Raw genomic sequence first — 24,665 nt, 5'->3', positions numbered from 1 at the left:
GACAAACTGAAGCGAAGATCAGAACATTTCGTTCACCGTGCTTCCTGGGCGGCGAGCCAGGAGAGCAGGAAGTACAACGTCACCACGCTGGCCCCGAATACGAGCAGGGGGACCGGTAGCGGCAGAAGTTGCGGCGTCAGAACCGCCAGCGTCATGGCCGACGTCACGGCGAGCAGCCAGATCACGCCGCCCCAGGCGCTGGTGAGCCACAGCCCGATCGCCGCCGCGGCGTCGACCACCGCGAAATAGACGATCGCCGCCTGCCGGCCGAAGGGCTCGACCTCGAACGGCCGCGCGCCGGGAAGCACGTCGAGGATCGTTGCCCAGGCCAGGATGCTTTTCAGAAGCCATGCGAGGGCCGTGATGCGCATGAACCAGATGAGCACGGTGTCCCACGTGCCGGGCGCCGGCCCCTGAGCGCGCTCGATCCGGTCGGTCGGGATCTCGCCGGGCCGGGGCGCCTTGCGCCGGATCGGAAGGTAGCCGGGCATTAGGACGCGCTCGCGGGTGCGGAGAGCCGGTTCATGTTCTGGGACAAGATCCTGGTCGGTCGGTGAGGGATGCGCCGGGTTGAAGCGGTTCCGTCGCGCTGCGTCAACGGTCGGGTTTCGCCCTGTCCGCCCCCTATGCTAGTCCCACGCCTTCGGCGCCGGTGCGCCGGCCGTCCGCGGCATTGCCCGCGCGAACCGTAGCGAAGCCGCATGTCAGACACATTGCCAGAGCCGCGTCCCATCGCCGTGGAGGCCGCCCGCGAGGGTGCCCGTGTCGAGGGCCTGAAGATCACCCAGCGGCCACGCCGCAACCGCAAGGCGGATTGGTCGCGCCGTCTGGTCCGCGAGCACACGCTCACGGTCGATGACCTGATCTGGCCGATGTTCGTCATCGAGGGCGAGGGGCGGCGCGAGCCGATCGCCTCCATGCCGGGTGTCGAACGGCTCTCGGTGGATGAGATCGTCCGTGAAGCGGAACGCGCGGCGCGGCTCGGCATCCCGGCGGTGGCCTTCTTCCCGTTCACCGAGGTCGAACTGCGTGATCCGACGGGCTCGGAGGCGCTCAACGCCAATAACCTCGTCTGCCGGGCGGTGCGCGCCGTGAAGCGCGCCGTCCCGGAAGTCGGGATCATGACCGACGTCGCCCTGGACCCCTACACCAGCCACGGTCACGACGGGTTGATGAAGGACGGCGCGATCCTGAACGACGAAACCGTGGCGATCTTGGTGGAACAGAGCCTGATCCAGGCCGAGGCCGGTACCGACATCATCGCGCCCTCCGACATGATGGACGGGCGCGTCGGCGCGATCCGAGCCGGCCTCGACAAGGCCGGGTTCCTCGACGTGCAGATCATGGCCTACGCGGCCAAGTATGCCAGCGCCTTCTACGGACCGTTCCGCGACGCGATCGGCACCAAGGCGGCGCTGATCGGCGACAAGCGCACCTACCAGATGGATCCGGGCAACTCGGCCGAGGCCCTGCGCGAGGTCCGGCTGGACCTCGACGAAGGGGCCGACTCGGTGATGGTGAAGCCGGGCCTGCCCTACCTCGACATCATCCGCCGCGTCCGGGACGAGTTCCAGGTGCCGACCTTCGCCTATCAGGTATCCGGCGAGTACGCGATGATCGAGGCCGCCGCCCGGAACGGCTGGCTCGACGGCGACCGCGCGATGGTCGAGGCGCTGCTCGCCTTCAAGCGGGCCGGGGCCGACGGGGTCCTCACCTATCACGCCCCCCGCGTCGCCGAACGTCTGCGCAGCCAGCCGTGAGGCGCCTGCACCGCTGGCTCCTCGGGGCCGCGGTGGTGGCGGGCTTTCTCGGAGGGCTCGCCGCCTGTCAGGACACCCTGCGGCGCGAGCGGGTCGCCACCTGCCGCCGCGCCCTTCCGGCGATTGCGCCCCAGGCCGGGATCCGCCTGCTGCGGGCCGCCACCGGCCCGGCCGCCAACACGGTGCGGGTCGATTACGCTGACGGCAACCGGCAGCACTGGCTCACCTGCCGTTTTGACGCCGGGTCGACCCTCGTGGCTCTCGCCACCGAGAGCACGAGCCTGTCGGGCCCCTCGCTCTACATGCTCAAGCGCTTCTATCTCGACACGCCCGACGCTGAGGCCGGCGACCCGGCCGAACGGTGACGCAGAATCCTGTGCCCTTGCGGCTTCTGCGGAGCGCACCCACCTCTCCGGCTGCAGCCTCGCTTGCAGGACGCGACACCATGCAGAACCCTCAACCCGGCTACGCGCAGCGTTTCGATGCACCCGGCTACGCGACCTCGCTGCCCGTGCCCTTCGTGCGGGCCAGCCTCGGCGGTCGGACGGTGGCGTATCTCCTCGATATCCTGTTCATCTTCGCGTTCACGGTCCTGCTGACGCTGCTGATCACCGTCGTCGGTGTCGTGACCTTTGGCCTAGGCTGGACGCTCTTCGCCGTCCTGCCGGCGAGCGGGATCATCTACAGCGCGATCACGGTGGGCGGCGCGAAGCAGAGCACGATCGGCCAGAGGCTGATGGGTTTGCGGACGATCGCGCCCGAGAGCGGAGCGCGGGTCGACATCATCACGGCGGCCGTCCACGCGCTGCTCTTCTACGTGGCGATCTCGACCTTCCTGCTGTGGTGCGTCGACATCGCCTTCGGTTTGATGCGGTCCGACCGGCGGCTCGCCCACGATCTGCTGCTCGGCCTCGCGGTCGTCCACGCGCGCTGAGGACGTTCTGACGCGACGAAAAACCCGCGGGCCGGCTGGCCGGGGGCATTGAGCCCGGCCACGCCACCTGTAAACTGGTAAGCCGGCGCCGAGAGGATGCATCCGGCGCAGGGTCCAGAAGAAGCGTGACCAGCCATCCCCGCGATACGCCGCAATTTTATCTCACCGCGCCTTCGCCGTGCCCCTACCTGCCGGGCCAGGAGGAGCGGAAGGTGTTCACCCATTTGGTTGGGCGCCGAGCCCGCGACCTCAACGAGATCCTGACCCAGGGCGGGTTTCGCCGCTCGCAGACTATCGCCTATCGCCCGGCCTGCGAGACCTGCCGTGCCTGCGTCTCCGTGCGCGTCGTCGTGGACGAGTTCGTGCCGAGCGCCAGCCAGCGACGCATCCTGGCCCGCAACACCGATTGGGTCGGCACCCCGGAGCCGAACCGGCCGGCCTCGGAGCAGTACGCCCTGTTCCGCCGCTACCTCGACGCGCGCCATGGCGACGGCGGCATGGTCGACATGACCGTCCTCGACTACGCCATGATGGTCGAGGACAGCCACGTCGACACGCACTTGGTGTCGTACCGACGGCGCGGCCCCGACACGGCAATCACCGGGCGCGGCTCGGGCCCGCCGCTGGCGTTCTGCCTGACGGATGTCCTCGCCGACGGGCTGTCGATGGTCTACTCGTTCTACGATCCCACGGAGGCCGGGCGCTCGCCGGGGACCTTCATGATCCTCGACCACATCCGCCGGGCCCGCCAGCTCGGCCTGCCGTATCTGTATCTCGGTTACTGGGTCGAGGGCTCGCGCAAGATGGACTACAAGTCCCGCTTCCGGCCCCAGGAGCGGCTGATGGGACAGGGCTGGGTGCGGACCGAGTGAGGTCTCTCCACATCCCGTGTCCCACGGGCATGATCCGTATGCATTGAGCGGCCGGCCCGCCGCATGCTACCGGCCTCGCACGCAATCCGGACCGTGCCGAGGCCTCCATGATCCCCCGCTATAGCCGCCCCGCGATGACCGCGATCTGGTCGCCCGAGAGCCGGTTCCGGATCTGGTTCGAGATCGAGGCTCACGCCACGACGGCGCTGGCCGAGATCGGGGTGGTGCCGAAGGAGGCCGCCGAGACCGTCTGGGCGAAGGGCAAGGACGCCGTCTTCGACGTGGCCCGGATCGACGCGATCGAGGCGGTGACGAAGCACGACGTGATCGCGTTCCTCACGCATCTCGCCGAGATCGTCGGTCCCGAGGCGCGCTTCGTCCACCAGGGCATGACCTCCTCGGACGTGCTCGACACCTGCCTCAACGTGCAGCTCGTGCGCGCGGCCGACATCCTCATCGCCGACGTTGACGCGCTGCTGTCCGCCCTGAAGGCGCGGGCCGTCGAGCACAAGCTCACGCCGACCATCGGGCGCTCGCACGGCATCCATGCCGAGCCGGTGACCTTCGGGCTGAAGCTCGCCCAGGCCTATACCGAGTTCGAGCGCAACCGGAGCCGGCTCGTGGCGGCCCGCGAGGAGGTCGCCACCTGCGCGATCTCCGGAGCGGTCGGCACCTTTGCCAACATCGATCCGCGCGTTGAGCAGTACGTCGCCGAGAAGATGGGTCTGACTGCCGAACCGGTCTCGACCCAGGTCATCCCGCGCGACCGGCACGCGATGTTCTTCGCCACGCTGGGCGTCGTCGCCTCGTCGCTGGAGCGCCTGGCCATCGAGATCCGCCACCTCCAGCGCACCGAGGTACTGGAGGCCGAGGAGTTCTTTTCCGAGGGTCAGAAGGGATCCTCGGCCATGCCGCACAAGCGCAACCCGGTGCTCACCGAGAACATCACCGGCCTCGCCCGCATGGTCCGCGGCTACGTCACGCCCGCGCTCGAGAACGTGGCGCTCTGGCACGAGCGCGACATCTCGCACTCGTCGGTCGAGCGGATGATCGGCCCCGACGCGACCGTGACCTTGGACTTCGCGCTCGCCCGCATGACCGGCGTGATCGAGAAGCTGCTGATCTACCCGGCCAACATGCAGAAGAACCTCGACCGGCTCGGCGGCCTCGTCCACTCGCAGCGGGTCCTGCTGGCGCTCACGCAGGCCGGCGTGTCGCGCGAGGATGCCTACCGCTTGGTCCAGCGCAATGCGATGCCGGTCTGGCGCGGGGAGGGCGACTTCCTGGCGCTCCTCAAGGCCGATCCCGAAGTCACCGCGGCGCTCTCGCCGGAGCAGATCGAGGAGTGCTTCGATCTCGGCTACCACTTCAAGCACGTGGACACGATCTTTGCGCGGGTGTTCGGCGCGGCCTGAGCGCCGCACGATTCCTGCTTGGGCCCGTGACGAACACAGGAAGGCAATCCGTGACCTCACCCCGCATCGTCTACCTCAACGGCGCATTCCTCCCCTTCGAGGAGGCCCGTGTGCCGATCATGGACCGCGGCTTCCTGTTCGCGGACGGCATCTACGAGGTCTCCGCGATCATCGACGGCAAGCTCGTCGACAACGCCGCGCATCTCGCGCGCCTCGATCGCTCCCTGGGTGAGATCGGCATCCGCAACCCGCACGACGCCGCGGGCTGGGAGCGCCTGCAGACCGAGCTGGTCGCCCGCAACGGCGTCACCGAAGGGCTGGTCTACATGCAGGTGACGCGCGGCGTCGCCGAGCGCGACTTCGCCTTCCCGAAAGGCGATGTCGCGCCGACCGTGATGATGTTCACGCAGGCCAAGACCGTGCTGGCCAACCCGCTCGCCGAAAGCGGCGCCCGGGTCATCACCGTCGAGGACCTGCGCTGGAAGCGTCGGGACATCAAGTCCGTGGCCCTGCTGGCGCAGGTGCTCGCCAAGCAGCAGGCGGCCGAGGCCGGCGTCGCCGAGGCCTGGATGGTCGAGGACGGGGCGGTAACGGAGGGCTCGTCCTCCACAGCCTTCATCGTCAGCCGCGATCGGGTTCTCGTGACACGGCCGCTGTCCACGGCCCTGCTGCCCGGCATCACACGGGCTTCGGTGCTGCGGCTCGCTCAGGAGGCCGACCTGCGGATCGAGGAGCGCCTGATCCCGGTCGCCGAGGCCTACGAGGCTCAGGAGGCGTTTTACACCAGCGCCTCGGCTTTCGTGATGCCGGTGGTCGAGATCGACGGGAAGCGGATCGGCGAGGGTCGGCCCGGCCCGCTGACCCGGCGCCTGCGCGAGCTGTACATCGAGACGGCGCGCCAGGGCTGAGCCGGAGCGTCCACTCACGGGCGGCGCCGGTCCGGATCCGGGCCGCGAGGCGATCCGCTTCGGCAGGGGGCAGGAACGGATGCCGCCCCCGACTGTTCCTCCCCGAATTCGTGTCCTGAGAGGGGAGGCCGATCGTGCCGAAGACGTTCCTGCTCGCAGCGATGGCGGCGACCCTGGTCGCGCTGCCTGCCTATGCCCAGAACCCCGATGCGCCGCTGAAGGGGCGCGATTCGGATCCGGCCGTCCCGTCCGGGACGCAGACGCCGCCGGATCGCGTCCGTCCGAGCGCGGACGCGCCGCCCAAGGACCAGTCGCTCAGCGACAAGCTTCAGCAGAACGACGGCGTCATCAAGCCGCCGGAGGCGGGGACGAGGGGAACCGTGGTCAAGCCCGACCAGTCCGGCTCGATGCCGGTGATCAAGCCCAATGAACTGCCCGGCCGCGCTCCCGGGACCGAGGCGAAGTAGACATCCGCACGGCAGCTATACCGGCTGCCATGCGGCGACTTGCTTGATTTCGCTGCCCGGATCGCGGAAACGGCTCACGACGTACGGCGCCCGCACCCGCGGGCGGCGGCGTCCCGGTTTCCGTCGCGGGTAAGCAGGCAGGCATGGCCAACGTCGTCGTTGTGGGCGCCCAGTGGGGCGACGAGGGCAAGGGCAAGATCGTCGACTGGCTCTCCGAGCAGGCCGACATCGTCGTCCGGTTCCAGGGCGGGCATAATGCCGGCCATACGCTCGTCATCGACGGCGTGACGTACAAGCTGGCGCTGCTGCCGTCGGGCGTGGTCCGCGGCGGCAAGCTTTCGGTGATCGGCAACGGCGTCGTGGTTGATCCCTGGCACCTCGTCGACGAAATCGAGCGGATCAAGGCGCAAGGGGTGGAGGTCTCGCCTACCTCCCTCCGGATCGCCGACAACGCCACGCTGATCCTGCCGCTCCACCGCGAGCTGGACCATTTCCGCGAGACCGCGAATGCCGGTCTGAAGATCGGCACCACCAAGCGCGGCATCGGGCCGGCCTACGAGGACAAGGTCGGGCGCCGGGCGATCCGCGTCGTCGACCTCGCCGACCCCGACGCGCTCCCGGCCAAGATCGAGCGCGTGCTGACCCATCACAACGCCCTGCGACGCGGCCTCGGCATTGACGAGGTCAATGCCGAGGCGTTGCTCGCCGAACTGAAGGCCATCGCCCCGAAGATCCTGCCCTTCGCCGACACTGTCTGGGCGTTGCTCGACGAGGAGCGCCGGGCCGGCAAGCGCATCCTGTTCGAGGGCGCGCAGGGCGCTTTGCTCGACGTCGATCACGGCACCTATCCGTTCGTGACCTCTTCCAACATCGTGGCCGCGCAGGCGGCGACGGGTTCGGGCCTCGGCCCGGGCGCGATCGGTTACGTGCTGGGCATCGCCAAGGCCTACACCACCCGCGTGGGCGAGGGGCCGTTCCCGACCGAGCTGTTCGACGAGATCGGCGAGACCATCGGCAGCCGTGGCCGCGAGTTCGGCGTGAATACCGGGCGCAAGCGCCGCTGCGGCTGGTTCGATGCCGTGCTGGTGCGCCAGACCGTGCGCACCTCCGGCATCCACGGCATCGCGCTGACCAAGCTCGATATCCTCGACGGCTTCGAGGAGATCCGCGTCTGCACCGGCTACATGCTGGACGGTCAGCCGATCGACCACCTGCCCGCGAGCCAGGCTGCGCAAGCGCGGGTCGAGCCGGTCTACGAGGTGATCCCCGGCTGGTCCGAGACCACGGCAGGTGCCCGCTCCTGGGCGGATCTGCCGGCGCAGGCGATCAAGTATGTCCGCCGCATCGAGGAACTGATCGGCGCGCCGGTGGCCCTGCTGTCGACCTCGCCGGAGCGCGACGACACGATCCTGATGCACAACCCGTTCGAGGATTGACGCATCGCGCGCTATCCCGTTGACGACGCAAGTTTTTGAACACCCCGACTGTATCCAGCCCGTGCCCGCTTGATCTAGAACGGGCGCGCGGGCGGGCGGCCATCCTGATGGCCGCCCTGCCACCATCTCGGTAACCGAGGCGCGGACGCGGTTCCGCGCGGCGGATCACGACATAACCGGCCGACGGGCCGTGACCGACCCTGACGGGCGGGAGCGGCCCTCGGTCCCCGGCCCTCGACCGGTGCTGCCGGACGGTGGCCGAAGGGGGCGGACCAGGGCACCATGGCCGATTACTATCCGCTTCTGGCGCGCGCCCTCGACGCGCTGCCGGATCGAACACCCGCCTTGCGTAAGGCGGTCTACGACCGCGCGCGCAACGCCCTGATCAGTCAGCTCCGCTCGCTCGATCCGCCCCTGTCCGAGAGCGACATCGACCTCGAGCGCCGGGCCCTCGATGCCGCGATCGAGCGGCTCGAGATCGACCACGGTGGTCTGCCCGCTCCGGCCAATGACGCCGCGCAGGTATCGGGACAGGCTCAGCCGGCCATCGCGGAGCCGGCTGACCGGAAGCCCGACATCCCGGAGCCGTCGCCGCCACCGGCGATCACGCCGCCGGAGCCCGTTCTGCCGCCGGCCGCGCCGGTCGCCTTCGCGGCGCCGGTTCTCGCCCCTGAGCCCAAGACGGAGCCCGAGCAGCCCCGCGAAGCTCCGATCCCGATCGCGCCGCCACGCCCCGGCTCCGTCCAACCCGCCGCGCCCGAGACGCCGGAGCCGCCGGAGCCGCCGGCTTCAGCGATCCCGACGGGCGCGGAGGAACCCGACCTGTCCACCGCTGGCGATGGCGGAAGCGGGCGTCAGCGGCCGCGTATCGAGGTGGTACCGCCGCGCGCCGGTCGTTCCCGGGTGCTGCGCAACGTCTTCGTCGGCTCCGTGCTGGCGGTGGTGATCGGGCTCATCGCCGTGGCGGCGTTCCTCCTGCGCGACCGTCCGCAGACACTCCGGCCGAACGGCGCCGAGACGGCGGATACGCAGCAGCCCGAGGGCGAGACCAAGTTCGGCGATCGTGTCGGCGGCGACGCGGCGCCAGCGCCGAAGATCGCTGCCCGCCCGGAGGGCGGCGCGGCGCCGCGCCCGGCCACGGCTCCGACCGAGGCGACCGTCGCGGTGGCGCAGCGGGCCGAGCTGATCGAGGAAGCGTCCGGAGCCGAGAACGCGCAGCCGACATCTACACCCGGCCGGGTGACGTGGCGGCTCGACACGGTCAACGGTGAGCAGGGGCAGCCGCTTCAGAATGCGGTCGTGGCCACGGTCACGATCCCCGATGCGGGGCTGACCTTGGTGATGACGATCCAGCGCAATCTCGACACGACCTTGCCGGCCTCGCACACGGTCAGCTTGTCCTTCAGCCAGTCCGGGAACGGGCCGGCCCGCACCGTACAGGATGTCGGCCTCCTGCAGGCCAAGGACGAGCAGAATGCCCGCGGATCGCCGGTCTCGGGTCTGCCGGTGCGTGTCCGTGACAACCTGTTCCTGATCGGCCTGTCGTCGCTGCCGAACGACATCGAGCGCAACACCGATCTGCTGCTTCACCGCAACTGGTTCGATTTGGCTCTGCGCTACACTTCCGGCAAGCGCGCGGTCCTGACGTTCGAGAAGGGATCGGCCGGCGCGCAGGTGATGCAGAGCGCCTTCGAGTCCTGGCAGTGAATCACTGGTAGCAGATGCCGGCGCGCGCAGCCGCGCGCCGGGCCGATCGGTCAGTGCGCCTCGATGCCGGCCCGGGGCGATTCGCGGCTGGCGATGTTGCGCTTGACCGCTTCCTGAACCTTCTCGAAGGCGCGCACCTCGATCTGACGAACCCGCTCGCGCGACACGCCGAACTCGCCCGAAAGATCCTCCAGGGTGATCGGGTCCTCGGCGAGCCGCCGGGCCTCGAAGATGCGGCGCTCGCGCGGGTTGAGGACGCTGAGCGCATCGCGCAGAGCCGAGAGGCGGTTTTGCCCCTCCTGCTCGCGGGCCAGGACGGTCTCCTGGCTGGGCGCGTTGTCGACGAGCCAGTCCTGCCACTCGCCCTCGCCCTCCTCGCGCAGGGGTGCGTTGAGCGACGTGTCACCGGACAGGCGCCGGTTCATGTCGATCACGTCCTGCTCGGGAACGCCGAGGCGGGTGGCGATCTGCTTCACCTGGTCGGGCTTGAGGTCGCCCTCGTCCAGCGCCGAGATCTTGCCCTTCGCCTTGCGCAGGTTGAAGAACAGCTTCTTCTGGTTCGCCGTGGTGCCCATCTTCACGAGCGACCAGGACCGAAGGATGTATTCCTGGATCGCCGCCTTGATCCACCACATGGCGTAGGTGGCCAGCCGGAAGCCCTTGTCGGGGTCGAACCGCTTGACGGCCTGCATGAGACCGACATTCCCCTCGGAGACCACCTCGCCGATCGGCAGCCCATAGCCGCGATAGCCCATGGCGATCTTCGCGACGAGACGCAGATGCGAGGTCACGAGCCTGTGAGCAGCTTCACGGTCGCCGGCATCGCGCCAGCTCTTGGCCAGCGTGAACTCCTCCGTCGGCTCCAGCATCGGGAACTTGCGGATCTCATCGAGGTAGCGCGACAGGCCACCTTCGTTGGCGAGCACGGGTAGCGTACCGGCCATGGCATTCTCCTGAACCTATGTCCCCCTTAAGGGCGGACGCGACGGGCAACAGTGCCGTCTACTCGGGCCGCTCTTGAGCCGACCCTGCCGGCCACCCATCTCATACGGGCTGCCGGGGAGCCGGTCGCGGTTGAAGACACTCACGTCGTCATCAACGCGCCATCGGCCGAATGGGTCGTACCATGTCACGAAGTGACGCGGTACGGGGTGACCTTTCGCACGTTGCCCGGCCCCGGTTACAAGCACGCAGGACCCTCGGCTTCCGCCCGCAGCGCCGTCACGAGCGCGGTGAGATCCGGCGGCAGCCGGCTCTCGAAACGGAGGGTCTGACCCGTGCGCGGATGGCTGAATCCGAGCAACTCCGCGTGAAGTGCCTGCCGACCCAGGGCCGTAAGGGCGTCGCGCGCGTCCGGCAAAAGACGCGCGGCCTTCGTGCGGAAGGCGCCGCCGTAGACACCGTCCCCGAGGAGCGGGTGGCCGCGATGTGCGAGGTGCACGCGGATCTGATGCGTCCGCCCGGTCTCGAGCTGGCAGCGGACCAGGGCGGCCTCCGCGTAGGCTTCGGCCACCGCGTAATGCGTCACCGCGTGGCGGCCGGCCTCATCGGAGACGACCGCGATCTTCTCGCGATGGTAGCGGGAGCGCGCCAGACTCGCCCGGATGGTGCCGGTGCGCGGTTGCGGCAGCCCCCAGACCACGGCCGCGTAGGCCCGTTCCAGGGGGCCGGTCCGGCCATGGTCGGCAAATTGGCTGGTCAGCCCCTGATGGGCGGCATCGTTCTTCGCGACCACGATCAGGCCGCTCGTATCCTTGTCGAGCCGATGGACGATGCCGGGCCGGCGCACGCCGCCGATCCCCGAGAGGCTCGCGCCGCAATGGGCGATCAGGGCGTTGACCAGTGTCCCGCTCTCGTGACCGGGCGCCGGATGAACGACGAGCCCGGCCGGCTTGTCGATCACGATCAGGTCGTCGTCCTCGTACACGATCGGCAGGTCGACGGCCTCCGCCACCGGCTCGGCGGCCTTGGGCTGCGGCACCGTCAGCGCGAGCTGCGCGCCGGCACCGACCTTCGCGGCGGGATCGCGCACCGGGGTGCCATCCCGGCGCACCTGACCCTCCCGGATGAGGTCCTGCAACCGGGCCCGCGACAAGTCCGGGAACAGGGCTACCAACGCCCGGTCGAGCCGTACACCGCCCTCCGCAACCATGCCGACCCGTTCTTCAACGACGTTGTCCACCACGATCCGTCCGCACCCGATTCGATCCGCCGACGCGGATTTCCTGAGGAAGGCTCTTGCTCCCTCGGCGGGTCGTGGCTATAGCACCCCCGCGCCGCCGGAAAGCTCCCATCGTCTAGCGGTCTAGGACGTCGCCCTCTCACGGCGAAAACAGGGGTTCGATTCCCCTTGGGAGCGCCACCGGCGCATTTTTCTTGAGCTTTGGCAGCCCCTTAGCGGAAGTGGGACCCGAACCCGCCTCCGAGGTGGGACCACGCCGCCCCGCGGCGAAGCGTTCCCAGGCGCTGTCGGCGAGCCCCGCACGCTGCGCTTCCCGGGTATACCTTTCGACCTCCTCCAGCGTCTGATGGCCCGTCACGGCCATAATTTCGTGCGGCGTGCAGCCGCGTTCGGCGAGGCGCGCGGCGGTCGCCTTGCGCAGACCGTGGGCTGAGCAATGCGGTAGCCCAGCTTGGTCACACCACTCCCGGAAGCGATTGCCGAAGCCCGCCGTCGAAAACGGCTTGCCGTATTCCGTGACGAGGAAGGTCAGGTGTGAGGAGGGCAGGGCGGCGATCGCTTCGGCGAGATCCGGGAACACCGGCACATCGACCGAGATCGGCTTCCGGTGTTCGTTCTTGGCTTGGACGTAGCGTAGGCGACCGTCGCGGATGTGCTGGGGGCCGAGGCGCGTCGCGTCCTCGCGACGGCAGGCCGTGTAGAGCAGGATGGCGAAGGCGAGGCGCGGCTTCGAGCCAATCGGGTGCTGGCGCTCGAATTGGTCCACCTCGTCCAATGTCCAGGTGTGGTGACCCTTGGTGACGTACTGAGCGCGCTTCACGTCGCGCGTCGGATCCGCATCGACGATGTCCTCCTCCATGGCCCACTGGAACATGGCCCGGAGCGCCTTGAGCATCGTGTTGGCGGCGGCCGGCGTGTCGGCCTTCTCATCTCGCAGGCGCCGCACGTGACGCGGCTGCATCATGGCGAGCGGCGCCGCGCCCTTGTCGCTCGTAGCGATCTCGTTCAGCGCGCGCTTTTGCCAGCCCTGCGTTGAGACATCGAGCTTCTTGAACGGCGTGCTCGCGATGTAGCGCTGAGATACGTCGATGAACGAGCCTGCGGCCGGGCGCGCGCCTTTGGCGGGCAGAGAAGTCGGGGAGCGGTCGCGAGCTGCCTCGTAGGCCTTCTGAAACTCAGCCGAGCCGGGCTTGCCCTGGAGGCGCACCTTCTTCTCCGGGCGCCGCCGGAAATAGTAGCGGACGTTGCCGTGCCGATCCTTGTCGGCGATGACGAACGGCAGATCGATGAGAACCACGGTGCTCAGTCCCAGGGATTCGACGCCGCATCATCGCCGCCCAGCGCATCCCACGCCAAGTCGAGGCGGCGCAGATCCCAGACCACGCACCCGTCGATCCGCTTCGGCTTCGGCATGCGGCCGTCGCGGACCATCTCGTCGAATTTCGACGGGCTGACGCCGACGTAGCGGGCCGATTCCTCGCGACGTAGGCCGCGGCGCGGGCTCACCTCAATCCGCGAGGCCGGCAGCACGGCGGTCGCTTCCTGATGGCTACGCGGCACTGCTCCCTCCTGGCGTTCCGGCCTTCCACAGCACCGGCTGAGTGTGATCAGGGATGCGCGAGCGGCCTCGCGCCATCGGGTGCATCGGCGAGCCGTCCGCCGTCAGCCCGAAGCAGTGCACGTCGGGCCAAGGCTCCTCGCCGGTGGTGATCTCCTCGAGCACCTGGTCGACGAACTCGGGGTCACACACTCCGGCGCCCCAGCAAGCCACCACTAGCCCGGCAGCCTTCGCCTCGCGCACCAGCACCGGCAGGTTGTCGAAGTGGATGCGGTCCCGCGCGTACCAGTCCGGGCCGTTGAGCATGTACTGCGCCCAGGCGCGGCACTCGGCCGGCGACGAGGTGCGCAGCGGGTATAGGTTGACCGCGGTGAACCCGCCGTAGCCCCAGGACCGGGCGAAGTGGATCCAGCGGCGCACCATCGGGTCGTCCTGCCGGTGGTCGGCCGTGCTCGGGTTGAGCCCGATGAAGCAGACGTGACCGCCCTCGCTCGACCAGGTGCGGGTGAGCGTGAAGCGGTAGGCGCCGCAGCGTGACAGGTTGGCCGAGCGGGCGATCGTGTCGGCGAACGGCACGCCGAACAGGTCGAGGGTGGCGAGGGCGATCGCGCTCATGGCGCTCCTCCGCCAAACGCCTCACCGTCTGATGCCGTACAGATCGGCTCAGTAGTTGTCCGCAATGCTCGCGTGGCACACGCGGTGCATGCCCCCCGGACTAGCGGAGGATGCCCCCCAACGACGGCCAAGAGGTCGGTTGGGTGCCACGACTGGTCGGATACGACGATCCAGACAGGTGGCGGAGGGTATAGGGCGGTCGTGCGAATGCCGCGCCCGATGCTGATCACATGAGATGATCTGTCATCATAAGATAAGATCTCTTTAGTGTTGCGTGGATACCTCTCAAACTTTGTGGAGGTTTTCTTGGCAAAAATCGAGAGCTTTGACCTTTTCAGGTCGCGCCTTAAAACTGGACAAGTGTACTTCGGCGACCCCGAAGAGCGCCGCGCGTGTCTCATTTGGTGCCGCAGTCCGAGCGAGGCACTCATCGAAGTCACTTCGGATGCGCCAATTCCCGAAAGGCTGCGGCTGATGTCGGCAGCCATGGCGCTGAACAAGCGATGCGAGGTGATCTCACGCGAGGGCAGGCAAATCCGGCTGCGATTTAGCACCTGAACGTTGCGCTCGCCCATGGCTCAGACCTCCGCCCCCGCGATGTCTAGCGCGTCGGCCGGGGCGGGCGGCTGCCATCGGGCGAAGGCGTTGTCCGAGAGCCAAGCGTTCAGGCTTCGGACCAACCAAGCCTTTACGAACTTGGTGCACGATCCAGCCCCCCTCTCGGAGGGCATAAGGATGCATGACAGACGCACAGCACCTCGCAGACGAACGCTGCTTGAGGGCCACATCGAGCTTTCCGGCGGTGGCGCGATCGACTGTACGATCCGCAATCTCTCCAGCGGGGGCGCATGCCTGCGCGTCGTCAGCGTGATCGGCATACCTGACGAGTTCGTGCTCTCATACGGAGCTGAAACGGAGCGGCGGCCGGCACGCGTTGCGTGGCGCAAGGAGACCGAGCTCGGCGTCGCGCTCATCGACGACTGAGACTGGTCGGAGGTCCGGAGCGACCTGTCCCGCCCGGCCGTTCCGCCTCCGTTCGGCGCATCGGGCAACTTCTTGCCCGTCTTCGGAAGCGACCTTCCGTCGGTTGCCGCGGTGTTCTGGTTGACGCGGGTCATGGGCGGGGCTCCGGCTGAGCGGTGTCCTCGGCCGACGGGTTGCCGACGAACATCGACACGGGCGGGTGCGCGACGCCGAGCACGCCGAGGTAGATCGGCGCGCCGGCCGCGATGAGCGCGATCTCCTCCGGCGTCGGCAGCCAGGCCGAGACCATGCGATTCACGCCCGGGCTGTGCGGCTCGTCGCGGATCGGCAGGCCGCCGCAGATGCCGTCCTTCGCCGGGTCCCAGTCGGCCGGCGCTCCGAGGTTGCGGGTCGCGCCCGCCACACGTCCGATGTGCATGGTCAGGCGCTCCCCTTCGTCGGGTAGTGGTCGCGCGCGAGTTCGGCGCCGAACGCGTCGAGCTCGGACTGGATCTTGTCCATGCGGGACATGTCGGCGGTTGTCGGATCCGCCCCGGGCTCCAGCATCGTCATGAGGCTGCCCCAGGTGTGCTGGGCGCCCGCCATGAAAGCCTTGCGCAGGTCAGCGACCTGCTGCGGCGGCGCGTCGGCCGGCAGCCACATCGCGGCCAACCCCGCCCAGCCCGCCTCGATCAGCTTGCCCTCGTCGGTGAGCTTGCGCGTCACCTCCTGCACGGCCTGATCGTGAGGCGTCATCCGCTCGGCGCGGCGCTTCTGCTCACCCATGGGACGCCTCCTTCTTCGCAGCGTCGTCGACAGCCTTCAGCGCGCGGTTCGCGCACGGCTGGCAGAACGAGCCGATCCGGTCGTTGCGGAAGCTCATCAGGTCGCCGGTCGCGGGCTTTCCGGCATGAGGCGCACGGGCCCAGGCCGCGGAACCAGCGCGCGGTGGGGTAGGCGGGCTCCTTAGCCATGGGACGCCTCCTGCTTCCTGCGAATCCACGGCTCACGGCGCTCCTTGCCGGGCCGCATGTGCGAGAAGCTGCGCAAGGCCGAGATCCCGTTCTTCCGGCCCCGGGACGAGATCGAGCAGGTCCTGCACTCAGGGCGTGTCCGCCGAGTCCAGGTGGCGCTGTTCGACCGGACCGTGTTCGTCGGGCTGAAAGATCGGGAGCAGCTCGAGGAGCTTGCGGCCGCGTATCCCTGGCTGATGGAGCGGCGGGTCTACGGGCCGATCCCGGGCATGCGCCAGGACCGAGAGTGGACCTGGGACGTCGAGCGGGTCGAGCGCCGCGAGGTGGGACAAGACGATTACGGTAATCCGGTGATCCTGGCCCGCACCATTCCCGACGCCGAGATGCGAGAGTTCGCCGAGGTGTTGATCGGCTCGCGTCCCATGTTCGAGGTCGACGAGCCCGTCAAGATCGGCGAGCAGATCCGGGTGGCCGACGGCCCATTCGCTTCGTTCCCAGGCGTTGTCGACGCGTTCGACGCCAGCACGGGCAAGGTGCAGGTCTCGGTCTCAATCTTCGGCCGACCGACGCCGGTTGAGCTCGACCTGCGGCAGATCGAGCGGCAATGACGTTTTCCACAGACCCGGTTTGACTCCGGGAATCGGGTCTGAATCTATGGCCCCGCACCACGCGGTGCCGGACGACCGCCCCTTGTACTCCCCGATTTCGGGTTGAAGGATGAGCAGGCGGCCCGGAGGGAGGTTTTGGACCCCCTCTTTGCTACGAATCTGCCCGCCCTCAGAATGGACGCGAACATGGCCTGTGCCTCCTGTCAGCAGGCACGGCAGGCTGTCGTGCACACGATCAAGGCGGCTGCGCGGGGCCGGGTCTCGGAGGCAGTAACGCAAGCTGGAATCGCGGCCCAGGCTGTCGGCGACAAGGCAGCCGAGGCGCTGCGGGTGCGGGGTCTGCTGCGGCGCTGAGGCGTCCTGCCAGCAAGCGAGATGCAATGCCCTTCGTGAAAGGCCAGAGCGGCAACCCAGCGGGTCGGCGCCGCGAGCACGGTGATATCCGGGAACTGGCCCGGGCCAAGACCGGCGAGGCGTTGAAGGCTCGCCGGGGAGCAGGATCCGCAGTTCCGCGCGGCCATCACGAACGTCGACCGCGCCCGCCTCGACATGGCCGACATCGAGCGGGCCGCCGCCGGCGTGCCGGACGTGTCGTGGTGCAAGGCCTACGTGGCGGGCCGCTGCTCGACCGTGCAGGGTCTGCCCTCGCGGTCCGTCGCGATCGCCGCGATTGGTGGTGCTGATGCCGATATCGCGGCTGCGGTCCGGCCCTACGTGGTTCCGGGAATCGATCTCTACGGGAACACCTCGGTCGACCTCGTCGTCGACGGCTACTGCCGGAATTACCAGATCGTCCGCCCGGAGATGCAGCAGCTGGCCCTCGCGCTGAACGTGCGGCTGCTTCCCGACCGGCAGGGCTGCCCGCCGCCGTCGACCGTGGCGATCGCCGAGACCGTGGCCGCCGGGTTCTCGGGCCCGAACAGGCCGGTGAACGGTCAGGACGTGTCGCTGCACCTCCTGCGGACCATCGTCGCCTCGACCTATCCGAACGTCGAGATCGTGTCGGGCACGGCATCGCTGACATCGAACGGGCTGCCGGTGCCGTTGCCCTACAACATCCTGTTCCTTGAGATGGCGGCAGTCGATCCCGGCGACGTGACCGTGGCGGTGGTCTGACCCGTGGCCATCGACTTCGACGCGACGCTCACAGCCGACAGCAGCCTCACGGTCGATTCCGGTCTGGCCGATGCGGCGGGCGGCTCGCGCGTGCTGGACCTGCTGGGCAAGGTCACGACGCCCTACCGCGAGGCCGAGCGGTTCCTGGCCTACCTCACCGCCGTATTGTCCCAGGTGGACGCCGCGGCGAAGGCGATCGAGCGGATCCCGGACTTCTTCGACATCGACACGGCGCAGGGCGAGCAGCTCACGTTTATCGGCAAGCGCCTCGGGTTCCCGCGCTGTCACTGCGTCTGCGATGCGACCCCGGTCTACGGCATCGCCTGCGACGATCCAGTGCCAGGGCCACCGATCGCCGGTCTGTGCGACGAGGCGGTCTTCCGTGGATGCGGCGGCTCTTCGTCCTACTGCCTGTACGACGATGAGGCCTACCGCGCCCACCTCGTCGCACGCCGCTATCAGATGCTCGGCCTCTACGACATCGAGAGCCTGGGAGCGTCGCTGAGGGCCGTCTGGGGAGCGACGGCGTGGGTGCCGCTCGCGCGGCGCGGACAGGTTGTGATCGCCCCGGGCCGTGTCCTGACCGATGCCGAGCAGCGGCGCTTCAGCATCACGCTTCGTGCGCTTCCCATCGCCCCGACCATGGAAATCGCGGTCCACTACGGCACAGCCCCCATCGCCGGCATCGGCGCGGGCTGGGGCGGTGCGTGCGGCAGCGATCTCCTCTGCCCAACGGTCGTGGACCCGTATTCGTGCGGCGATCCACCGTCGAAGCTCTTCTACGGCATCGAGGGGTCGGACACCGACCCAGTAGTCGCGGGTCTCGGCGACGACGATGCGGTCTTCGCGGCCTGCCCCTAGGCCCTTCGTCCAGCCTTCCGAGGACTACCCATGAGAGATGATTTCGGCTCGCTGTTCGCGCTGAACGCCGCCTTGCGTTCGGACCCGAGCGCCTCTGTTCTGGCCAACGGGCTGCCCTGCGGCCCCTTTGATCAGAAGCTGCTCAACGAGCTGTTCTTCACGCTGTCGAGCACGCTCTCCGAACTGAACACGGTGCTGGATACCGCGAACATCGTCCCGGACGAGACGGCGGTGAATCAACTCGTGAGCGCGATCGCGAAGATCGCCGCTGCCAATTCGCCCACGATCGCACAGGCGACTGTAACGTTGTGGGTTCGGACCGATGGCAACGACGCCAACGATGGGTCAGCCAACACCGCGGGCAAGGCCTTTCAGACGATTGCGGCCGCGATCAAGTACGGGCTCTCGCGCTACGTCTTCGCGGGCTTCTCGCTCATCATCAAGCTTGGTCTCGCGAACACGGCCTCGAACCCGTATGCCCCGCCGGGGCAGATCAACGGGGCTGGCAACGTCACCATCATGGGCGGCGATGCTACGGCCAATAACTACGTTATCGGTGGCGCTGGGCCAGCTTCAGGCAATTCGGCGCTCGTGCTCGCCGGGCCCGGAAGCCAGATCACTCTGAGCAACGTCACGGTTCAAAATACTGGCGCACTCAACCATTCGGTTGGCTCCGTTCAGGGTGGGTCGATGACCACCCAGAACGTCGCTGTGGTGATGACGGTCACCTCGACGTACTCGCCGTTCTTCTCGTTCTCGGGCGGCAACACGTCGATCCAGGCTGGGTGCAGCGTCTCGTGTGTGACTGTCGGGTCGGTCCTGTATGCCGACTATGGCGCTCTGATCCTCAGTGGCGCCTTGTCGGTGCTCGGCAGCCCGAACAGCACGACGGCCTTCGCCTACTGTCGCCAGGGCGCGTTCCGGTTTGGGCAAGGCGCTGCATTCAGTCTTACCGGCTCTCCGACCGGCCAGCGTTATCTCGTTCTCGCCAACGGCGTGATCGATACGGGCGGCCTCAGCACGGCTTTCCCTGGCACCACCGCGGGCTCTGTAGCCTCCGGCGGCCAGTACATCTGATCGCCGCTGCTTCATTCCTAAGTCGAGGACGCTGTCATGGCCGCCAGCACTGCTGATCCGCTGATCGACATGGCATTCCTGCGCGATAGAGCCTTCGCGAAGGCTATGGCCTACGGCAACGGTCTTACCGCAACCGTGTTGGCGGCCTATTCGGATGTCGAGGCTCGCACGTGGCCGCTTCAGCGCACGCAGGCCGATGCGGTGCTGGCCGGCGGTACGCTTCCGCCTGACGCTATCCTAACGAAACTCGCGGCTGCGCGCGGCATGGACATCGAGCCGTTCGCCCTCGTCGTCCAGGCCAAGGCGCAGGTCTTCGAGGCCATCGTGGAGGCGGGTCAGATCCTGCGGGTCGCCGCCGAGGGGCTGCTCTCCACCAGCCTGGACACGCCCGAGAAGCTCGACGCGGCCTTCGAGGCTCTGCGCGCCCAGGCCGAAGCCGCCGCGGCGAAGGTCGGCTTAGCGCCCTGATTCCACGAAACCCGAACGGCACTGATCTCGGATCGAGGCGCAGTATGAACCGGATCTTTCTCAAGCTCGCCGCGCTGTTGCTGCTTACATGTCCCGTGGCGGCACAGCAGCAGCCGGTTACGATCGGCGCGCCTAATTCAGGCCAGGGCGATACACTTTCCAACGCGTTCGGAAAGCTCAATCATAACGACGCTGATCTTTATCAGCGGCTGAATACGCTGAACGGCGCGGCGGTCCGCTTCGATATCAGCCAGGGCCTTGCTTCCGGCCAACAACTCCGGGGGCGCCAGAACATCGGCGCAGCGGCTGCCGGCGCCAACGCCGATGTCACCTCGCTCGTGAACCTGTCCGGGATCCTTGATGCCGGCCTCGGCTCGTCGCGCGCGACCATCGCGGTACGCGGCGCCTCGACCTGGGGCGGCCTCACGCCATCGATGACGGGCTGCACGTTCCAGTTCAACGGCACGGACACGGTGTGCTCCGCGACTTCGCCGGGCACCGGGTCGGTCCGCTACGACGCCGCCCAGGGGCTCACGTCGGGCCAGCAGGCCCAGGCGCGCAGCAACATCGCGAGCGCGGCGTCGGGGGCGAACTCCGACATCACGAGCCTGTCGGGCCTGACCACCCCGCTCAGCGTCACGCAGGGCGGTACGGGAGGCGGCTCGGCCTCGGCGGCACGCGCGAGCCTCGGTCTGAACGCGACGGGTGCGGTCGCCTTCCGCAACCGGATCATCAACGGCGCCTTCACGGTCAACCAGCGCGGGACCGCGACTGCCTCCACGGCCTACGGGGCCGGCGTGTACACGTGGGATCGCTGGAAGGCCGGTGCGAGCGGCGTCACGGCGAGCTTCAGCGCGAGCGCGAACGGCGACGTGACTGCCTCGCTCACGGCGGGCTCGCTTCTCCAGATTGTTGAGGGCGCGCTCTATCTGCCGGAGGGCGGCGCCTATGTCGCCTCGTGGTCCGGAACCGCGACCTGCCGCGCCTACCAGGGCACCGCAACCGGCCCCTACGCGGCGTCGCCGCTGGCGATCACCGGCTGGACGGCCGGGACCAACGGAACGCTGGAGTGCCAGGGCGGCACCCTCACCAGCGTTCAACTCGAGCCGGGCACGCAGGCGACGGCGTTCGAGCGCCGCGACGACGAGATCCGTCGCGCCCAGCGCTACTATGAGACCGGCACCCTCGCCGCGCTCGGCTACGCCAGCGGCGCCGGTGGCCCGGTGGGTCAGTACATCGTGTTCCATGTGCCGAAGCGCGCGACGGGAGCAACGGTCACGTCCGGCACCGCATCTATCTCGGCAAACGCGGCCAGCGGGACGATCGACAACGTCACGATCGACGGGTTCCGCTATTTCGCGGGCGCCACGGCGGCGGGCTCGGTGGCGGTAGTCGCCCCCTACAGCGCGGCGAGCGAGCTGTGATGCCCCTGTTCCTTGCGCCGGCACCGGGAGCCTGACGCATGTCCGCCTGCCTCGGCCGCACCGCCGTCATCGACACCGCCGACTGGCGCCTGATCGTCCCGATGAAGTGCCCGCTCAACCTCTCGGGGTCGCGGCTCTGGGGGAAGATGACGGCGTCGTTCGGCGGCGAGCCCGCGGCCGAGATCAATAGCGACGACGGCTCGATCTCTTGGATCGCGGACGCGAACGGGCTGACCACCGCGCTCATCGTGATCGTGCCGAAGGCGGCCCGCGGCGACTGGAGAGCGGCCGGCCCGGGCGGCGTGGCCGCGCCGGTCACGGTCGTCGTCGACGTGCATCGCTCCGTCACCGGCTCGACCGCCGATGAATGGCTGGGCCGGACGTCAGCGCTCGTGCTGCCGGCCTCGGATTCCGAGCTCGTAATCGCGGGCGGAGGCGCTCAACCGATCTTGATCAACCGTCAGCCCGAGGGCGGCGTGCTGCTGCCCGCGCTGCAGATCGGACCGCAGGGCCCCGGCATCACGCTTCCGGTCGGCTACGATCCGGTGGCAGACGCGGGCAAGACCTACGGCGTGCGGGTCGTGAACGGCGCGCTTGTACTGGTGGCCCTGCCGTGACCTGTCGCTATTGCCTTGGTCTCGGGCCGGCGATGCTGGCGCCGTTCCAGGGTCCGCCTGGACCGGCCGGCGCGCGCGGCGCTCCAGGCCCGTTCGGCTACGGCGACGTGACGTACACCGAGCGCTCAGTCGGCCCGGAGGACACCTTCCCGGCCAACGTCCGGCAGCGCCTGACCTTCACCCCGGACCCGGCGCTGACGCAGCGGCAGCTCGCGCCGCCCTTCGACGCCCACGAATTCTGGGTCGAGAACAGGATCGTCGGTCGTGCCAAGTTCGATCGGCTGGCCGTGCAGGTGAACCTCATCGTCACGTCGCAGCAGGCGGGCGGCCAGGTCCGGCTCGATGCCGATGTCGGCTCGGTACTCGGGCCGATCGCCTCCACGTCCGAGGTGCTGTTCAACGCGCCCAACGATCAGGAGCGGGTGACGCTGCCGCTCCGGATTCGCACGCTCGACAGCCTGCTGGCGAACGGCGCGGCCCTCTACCTGACCTCCACCGTTCCGATCCTGGTGCTCAGCGAAACCGTCTGGGTCGCGCCCGAGAGCATCTACCCGAGCCCGCCGTGAACCAAGCCTTCTACGATCCGGCCAGCGGTCAGGTCTGGATGACCGTCGGCGGCCAGCTACAGCCCTATGCGCCGGCAACCCTGGTCGCCGCGATCGAGGCCGGCCGCATGATCTCGGTGCGCCGGATCGTCGGTGGAGGCCTTCTGGCGATGGCGGACGCCTCGACCTTCGTGGACTGCGACGGCACCGCCATCGGCGATGGGCCGGCCGTGGTCGCCTACCTCAACGGCGAGTTCTCCCGGGAACCGGCCGTCGTCCCGGGACCGCGCGGCCCCGGCATCTTCTCCGGCTCCGGCGACCCAGATGCCGCCTTCGGCATGGCCGGCGATCTCTACCTCGACGCCGCGACCGGCAACCTCTTCACCAAGGAGACCTGACATGGCCTGGACCAAGCAAGGCAACCTGAAGGGCCCGCGCGGCGTCACGTGGTTCACCGGCACCGGCGCGCCCACCTCGGCCAACACCGCCGGCTCGATCGCGGGCGACCTCTACCTCGACCTGTCCACCGGCGATATCTACGTTCTGTCGTGAGGTGAGCGGTGGCCTGGGCCAAGATCGGCAACATCAAGGGGCCGGGGTCACTCGTCGTCCTCGGCACGGTTGCGATCGGGCAGACCGCGACCCTCGCCATCGCCGCCGGCATCCGCACGATTTCCGTCAACGTGGCGGGGCTGCTGGCCAGCGAGAACGTCATCCTACAGCCGACTACGACCCCGCCCGCAGGATATCTGCTCGGTCTGCCAACCGCGCGTGCCGGCGTCCTTGATGTCCCGGTCTACGCACCGGCCATGATCATCAACGCCTCCTACTCGATAGCGGCGCGGGTGCTGGCCGTTCGGCCGTAGCTAAGCCCTCCGACCGCTCGATCACGAGCAGACCGTCGACCTCGGCCGCCGAACTGCGCACCCAACCAAACAATCGTGCCCTCTCCGCCTGGGCCGGCGTGACGATGATCTGCCCGGACCCGGCTTTGCCGCCCATGTCGGCAAGCCAGATCCGACCTTCGGCATCGGCGATGTCGCCAGGGTTCATCTCTCGGCTTCCTGCCATCCCGCTCCAGATAGCAGCATCGTTCTGCCGTCAGGCCAATCCCTTCAGGGCATCAGGTCCTGATGTTCCGCTCGTTTTTTGCGGCGCTGGCGTTCGCCTACGAGATCTTGTCGCTCGCGGTCCTCGGCGTCCGGCCCCGCTGCTGCTCACACGTCGTCCCGGGGTCCATCAAGGGCGCGGGGACTGTCTGGATCTGCACTCGGCCGCCACTTCGGCGCTGAACTCCTTCCCCACAGCCTGAGAGACCACCATGGCCGCGAGCCTCGACCGCAGCGCGTTCTTCGCGGCTGCGCGCAAGAACCCGTTCCCGATGGCCCTCACGCAGGGGCAGGTCTCGGGCATGTCCGCGATCCTCGACGCCTGCCCGCCGGATCTCGGGACGCAGGAACTGGCCTACTGCCTCGCGACCGCCTTCCACGAGACGGCCCGCACCATGCTCCCAATCAAGGAGATGGGCGGAGAGGCCTACTTCCGGCGGATGTACGATCCGCAGGGCGACCGGCCCGCGACGGCGAAGACGCTGGGCAACACGGTCCCGGGCGACGGCGCCAAGTTCTGCGGGCGCGGCTACGTGCAGCTCACCGGCCGGGCGAACTACCGCCGGGCCACGGGCGAACTGCAGAACCGCGGCTATCTGGATCACACCCTGGATCTGACCGCCGCGCCCGACATGGCGATGACGCCGGACGTCGCGGCGCCGGTCATGTTCCTGGGCATGGCCGAGGGCTGGTTTACGGGCAAGAAGCTCGGAGACTATTTCGGGCCCGGCAAGCTGCCCGATCCGGTGAACGCGCGCCGGATCATCAACGGCACCGACAAGGCGTCGACGATCGCCGCCTACTACGACGCGTTCGTGAAGGCGCTGAAAGCTGCGGGCCACGTCCCGGGCGGTGTCGTTGCGTCTGCGCCTGTCGTGCCGGTCACCGTCGCTCCGGTGCCTCCGCTCGTCACCCCTGCACCATGCCGTGCCGCCGTTCCGCCGGTAGCTGCGCCCGCTCCCGCGCCGGCCCCGAAGAAGCCCGGCCTGTTCAGCCGACTCCTCGCCAATCTCCGAACCAACATGCCGCCCGCGAAGAAGGACTGACGC

31 protein-coding genes and 1 tRNA gene are annotated in these 24,665 nt (G+C 68.5%); 24 read left to right on the top strand and 8 right to left on the bottom strand.

Features of this window, described 5'->3' with window-relative positions; translation table 11 throughout:
- Positions 1–32: 32 nt before the first annotated feature.
- A complete protein-coding gene (locus tag ABIE45_RS27795) occupies positions 33–491 on the bottom strand; it encodes a DUF6163 family protein (RefSeq protein ID WP_192707438.1) in 459 nt (152 codons plus the stop codon).
- A 210-nt stretch (positions 492–701) separates the two neighbouring features.
- On the opposite strand from ABIE45_RS27795, the gene hemB reads away from it, so the two are divergent.
- The 9 genes from hemB (at position 702) to ABIE45_RS27750 (ending at position 9,499) form a co-directional block, all read left to right on the top strand.
- Positions 702–1,760: a porphobilinogen synthase gene (gene hemB, locus ABIE45_RS27790; protein WP_192707439.1), complete on the top strand. Its 1,059-nt coding sequence runs from the start codon at positions 702–704 to the stop codon at positions 1,758–1,760.
- Positions 1,757–2,125 (top strand): hypothetical protein, encoded by a 369-nt coding sequence (locus tag ABIE45_RS27785; protein ID WP_192707440.1) that lies wholly within the window; start codon positions 1,757–1,759, stop codon positions 2,123–2,125. The genes hemB and ABIE45_RS27785 overlap by 4 nt, the downstream gene beginning before the upstream one ends.
- Before the next feature lie 80 nt (positions 2,126–2,205).
- Complete coding sequence (locus tag ABIE45_RS27780; RefSeq protein WP_192707441.1) at positions 2,206–2,694, top strand: RDD family protein; 489 nt, start codon at positions 2,206–2,208, stop codon at positions 2,692–2,694.
- Positions 2,695–2,819: 125 nt separating this feature from the next.
- Positions 2,820–3,566: an arginyltransferase gene (locus tag ABIE45_RS27775; RefSeq protein WP_192707442.1), complete on the top strand. Its 747-nt coding sequence runs from the start codon at positions 2,820–2,822 to the stop codon at positions 3,564–3,566.
- A gap of 107 nt (positions 3,567–3,673) precedes the next feature.
- Entirely contained in the window at positions 3,674–4,981 is a 1,308-nt protein-coding gene (gene purB, locus ABIE45_RS27770; protein ID WP_192707443.1) for an adenylosuccinate lyase, read from the top strand.
- 50 nt (positions 4,982–5,031) lie between these two features.
- A complete protein-coding gene (locus ABIE45_RS27765) occupies positions 5,032–5,889 on the top strand; it encodes a D-amino-acid transaminase (protein WP_192707444.1) in 858 nt (285 codons plus the stop codon).
- 134 nt (positions 5,890–6,023) lie between these two features.
- On the top strand, positions 6,024–6,356 hold the full coding sequence (locus ABIE45_RS27760; protein ID WP_192707445.1) for a hypothetical protein: 333 nt from the start codon (positions 6,024–6,026) through the stop codon (positions 6,354–6,356).
- A 143-nt stretch (positions 6,357–6,499) separates the two neighbouring features.
- Positions 6,500–7,792: an adenylosuccinate synthase gene (locus ABIE45_RS27755; RefSeq protein ID WP_192707446.1), complete on the top strand. Its 1,293-nt coding sequence runs from the start codon at positions 6,500–6,502 to the stop codon at positions 7,790–7,792.
- A 282-nt stretch (positions 7,793–8,074) separates the two neighbouring features.
- Positions 8,075–9,499 (top strand): histidine kinase, encoded by a 1,425-nt coding sequence (locus ABIE45_RS27750; protein WP_192707447.1) that lies wholly within the window; start codon positions 8,075–8,077, stop codon positions 9,497–9,499.
- Positions 9,500–9,549: 50 nt separating this feature from the next.
- Here ABIE45_RS27750 and rpoH read toward each other — a convergent pair whose 3' ends face one another.
- Together rpoH and ABIE45_RS27740 are read right to left on the bottom strand one after the other, a co-directional pair.
- The gene (gene rpoH / locus ABIE45_RS27745) at positions 9,550–10,443 is read right to left on the bottom strand and encodes an RNA polymerase sigma factor RpoH (RefSeq protein ID WP_192707448.1); all 894 of its coding nucleotides are present in this window, start codon (positions 10,441–10,443) and stop codon (positions 9,550–9,552) included.
- Between the two features lie 236 nt (positions 10,444–10,679).
- Positions 10,680–11,651, bottom strand: a complete 972-nt coding sequence (locus ABIE45_RS27740; protein WP_192707801.1) for an RluA family pseudouridine synthase — start codon at positions 11,649–11,651, stop codon at positions 10,680–10,682.
- A 134-nt stretch (positions 11,652–11,785) separates the two neighbouring features.
- On the opposite strand from ABIE45_RS27740, the gene ABIE45_RS27735 reads away from it, so the two are divergent.
- Positions 11,786–11,861 (top strand) — tRNA-Glu (locus ABIE45_RS27735).
- Here the strand turns inward: ABIE45_RS27735 and ABIE45_RS27730 are convergent.
- On the bottom strand, positions 11,821–12,447 hold the full coding sequence (locus tag ABIE45_RS27730) for a tyrosine-type recombinase/integrase (protein WP_373622904.1): 627 nt from the start codon (positions 12,445–12,447) through the stop codon (positions 11,821–11,823). The two genes, ABIE45_RS27735 and ABIE45_RS27730, sit on opposite strands and share 41 nt — an antisense overlap.
- Between ABIE45_RS27730 and ABIE45_RS27725 the strand changes: the two genes are divergently transcribed.
- Positions 12,334–12,717, top strand: a complete 384-nt coding sequence (locus ABIE45_RS27725; protein ID WP_373622733.1) for a hypothetical protein — start codon at positions 12,334–12,336, stop codon at positions 12,715–12,717. The genes ABIE45_RS27730 and ABIE45_RS27725 overlap by 114 nt on opposite strands.
- 266 nt (positions 12,718–12,983) lie before the next feature.
- On the opposite strand, the gene ABIE45_RS27720 is transcribed toward ABIE45_RS27725, so the two are convergent.
- Both ABIE45_RS27720 and ABIE45_RS27715 read right to left on the bottom strand, forming a co-directional pair.
- Entirely contained in the window at positions 12,984–13,241 is a 258-nt protein-coding gene (locus ABIE45_RS27720) for a helix-turn-helix transcriptional regulator (protein WP_373622732.1), read from the bottom strand.
- On the bottom strand, positions 13,231–13,854 hold the full coding sequence (locus tag ABIE45_RS27715; protein WP_192707449.1) for a DUF1643 domain-containing protein: 624 nt from the start codon (positions 13,852–13,854) through the stop codon (positions 13,231–13,233). Before ABIE45_RS27715 ends, ABIE45_RS27720 begins: the two co-directional genes overlap by 11 nt.
- Positions 13,855–14,589: 735 nt before the next feature.
- Here ABIE45_RS27715 and ABIE45_RS27710 point away from each other — a divergent pair.
- Positions 14,590–14,838 (top strand): PilZ domain-containing protein, encoded by a 249-nt coding sequence (locus tag ABIE45_RS27710; RefSeq protein ID WP_192707450.1) that lies wholly within the window; start codon positions 14,590–14,592, stop codon positions 14,836–14,838.
- A 130-nt stretch (positions 14,839–14,968) separates the two neighbouring features.
- Here ABIE45_RS27710 and ABIE45_RS27705 read toward each other — a convergent pair whose 3' ends face one another.
- Both ABIE45_RS27705 and ABIE45_RS27700 read right to left on the bottom strand, forming a co-directional pair.
- Entirely contained in the window at positions 14,969–15,256 is a 288-nt protein-coding gene (locus tag ABIE45_RS27705) for a hypothetical protein (protein WP_192707451.1), read from the bottom strand.
- Positions 15,257–15,258: 2 nt separating this feature from the next.
- Positions 15,259–15,603 carry a hypothetical protein gene (locus ABIE45_RS27700; protein ID WP_192707452.1) on the bottom strand — a complete coding sequence of 115 codons (345 nt, stop codon included), beginning with the start codon at positions 15,601–15,603 and terminating at the stop codon, positions 15,259–15,261.
- Between the two features lie 340 nt (positions 15,604–15,943).
- Between ABIE45_RS27700 and ABIE45_RS27695 the strand changes: the two genes are divergently transcribed.
- The 12 genes from ABIE45_RS27695 to ABIE45_RS27640 all read left to right on the top strand — a co-directional run bounded on the left by ABIE45_RS27695 (position 15,944) and on the right by ABIE45_RS27640 (position 24,662).
- Complete coding sequence (locus ABIE45_RS27695) at positions 15,944–16,399, top strand: hypothetical protein (RefSeq protein ID WP_192707454.1); 456 nt, start codon at positions 15,944–15,946, stop codon at positions 16,397–16,399.
- A 549-nt stretch (positions 16,400–16,948) separates the two neighbouring features.
- On the top strand, positions 16,949–17,515 hold the full coding sequence (locus ABIE45_RS27690; RefSeq protein ID WP_192707455.1) for a hypothetical protein: 567 nt from the start codon (positions 16,949–16,951) through the stop codon (positions 17,513–17,515).
- Positions 17,516–17,518: 3 nt separating this feature from the next.
- On the top strand, positions 17,519–18,376 hold the full coding sequence (locus ABIE45_RS27685) for a DUF2612 domain-containing protein (protein WP_192707456.1): 858 nt from the start codon (positions 17,519–17,521) through the stop codon (positions 18,374–18,376).
- Positions 18,377–18,406: 30 nt separating this feature from the next.
- Entirely contained in the window at positions 18,407–19,453 is a 1,047-nt protein-coding gene (locus ABIE45_RS27680) for a hypothetical protein (protein ID WP_192707457.1), read from the top strand.
- Positions 19,454–19,489: 36 nt separating this feature from the next.
- Positions 19,490–19,921, top strand: a complete 432-nt coding sequence (locus ABIE45_RS27675; RefSeq protein ID WP_192707458.1) for a hypothetical protein — start codon at positions 19,490–19,492, stop codon at positions 19,919–19,921.
- Positions 19,922–19,965: 44 nt separating this feature from the next.
- Positions 19,966–21,345 carry a hypothetical protein gene (locus tag ABIE45_RS27670; protein WP_192707459.1) on the top strand — a complete coding sequence of 460 codons (1,380 nt, stop codon included), beginning with the start codon at positions 19,966–19,968 and terminating at the stop codon, positions 21,343–21,345.
- 38 nt (positions 21,346–21,383) lie between these two features.
- The gene (locus ABIE45_RS27665) at positions 21,384–21,962 is read left to right on the top strand and encodes a hypothetical protein (RefSeq protein ID WP_192707460.1); all 579 of its coding nucleotides are present in this window, start codon (positions 21,384–21,386) and stop codon (positions 21,960–21,962) included.
- Positions 21,959–22,528 carry a hypothetical protein gene (locus tag ABIE45_RS27660; protein WP_192707461.1) on the top strand — a complete coding sequence of 190 codons (570 nt, stop codon included), beginning with the start codon at positions 21,959–21,961 and terminating at the stop codon, positions 22,526–22,528. The genes ABIE45_RS27665 and ABIE45_RS27660 overlap by 4 nt, the downstream gene beginning before the upstream one ends.
- On the top strand, positions 22,525–22,905 hold the full coding sequence (locus ABIE45_RS27655; RefSeq protein ID WP_192707462.1) for a hypothetical protein: 381 nt from the start codon (positions 22,525–22,527) through the stop codon (positions 22,903–22,905). The genes ABIE45_RS27660 and ABIE45_RS27655 overlap by 4 nt, the downstream gene beginning before the upstream one ends.
- Position 22,906: 1 nt before the next feature.
- Entirely contained in the window at positions 22,907–23,059 is a 153-nt protein-coding gene (locus ABIE45_RS27650) for a hypothetical protein (RefSeq protein WP_192707463.1), read from the top strand.
- 8 nt (positions 23,060–23,067) lie between these two features.
- Positions 23,068–23,373 (top strand): hypothetical protein, encoded by a 306-nt coding sequence (locus tag ABIE45_RS27645; RefSeq protein ID WP_192707464.1) that lies wholly within the window; start codon positions 23,068–23,070, stop codon positions 23,371–23,373.
- Between the two features lie 455 nt (positions 23,374–23,828).
- Positions 23,829–24,662 (top strand): hypothetical protein, encoded by an 834-nt coding sequence (locus tag ABIE45_RS27640; RefSeq protein ID WP_192707465.1) that lies wholly within the window; start codon positions 23,829–23,831, stop codon positions 24,660–24,662.
- Positions 24,663–24,665 lie beyond the last annotated feature (3 nt).

Origin of the sequence: Methylobacterium sp. OAE515, from assembly GCF_041806315.1 — a bacterium.
Lineage (GTDB): Bacteria > Pseudomonadota > Alphaproteobacteria > Rhizobiales > Beijerinckiaceae > Methylobacterium > Methylobacterium tardum.
The sequence above is the reverse complement of the archived record's forward strand: the minus strand, read 5'-3'. Positions and strand labels throughout refer to the sequence as shown.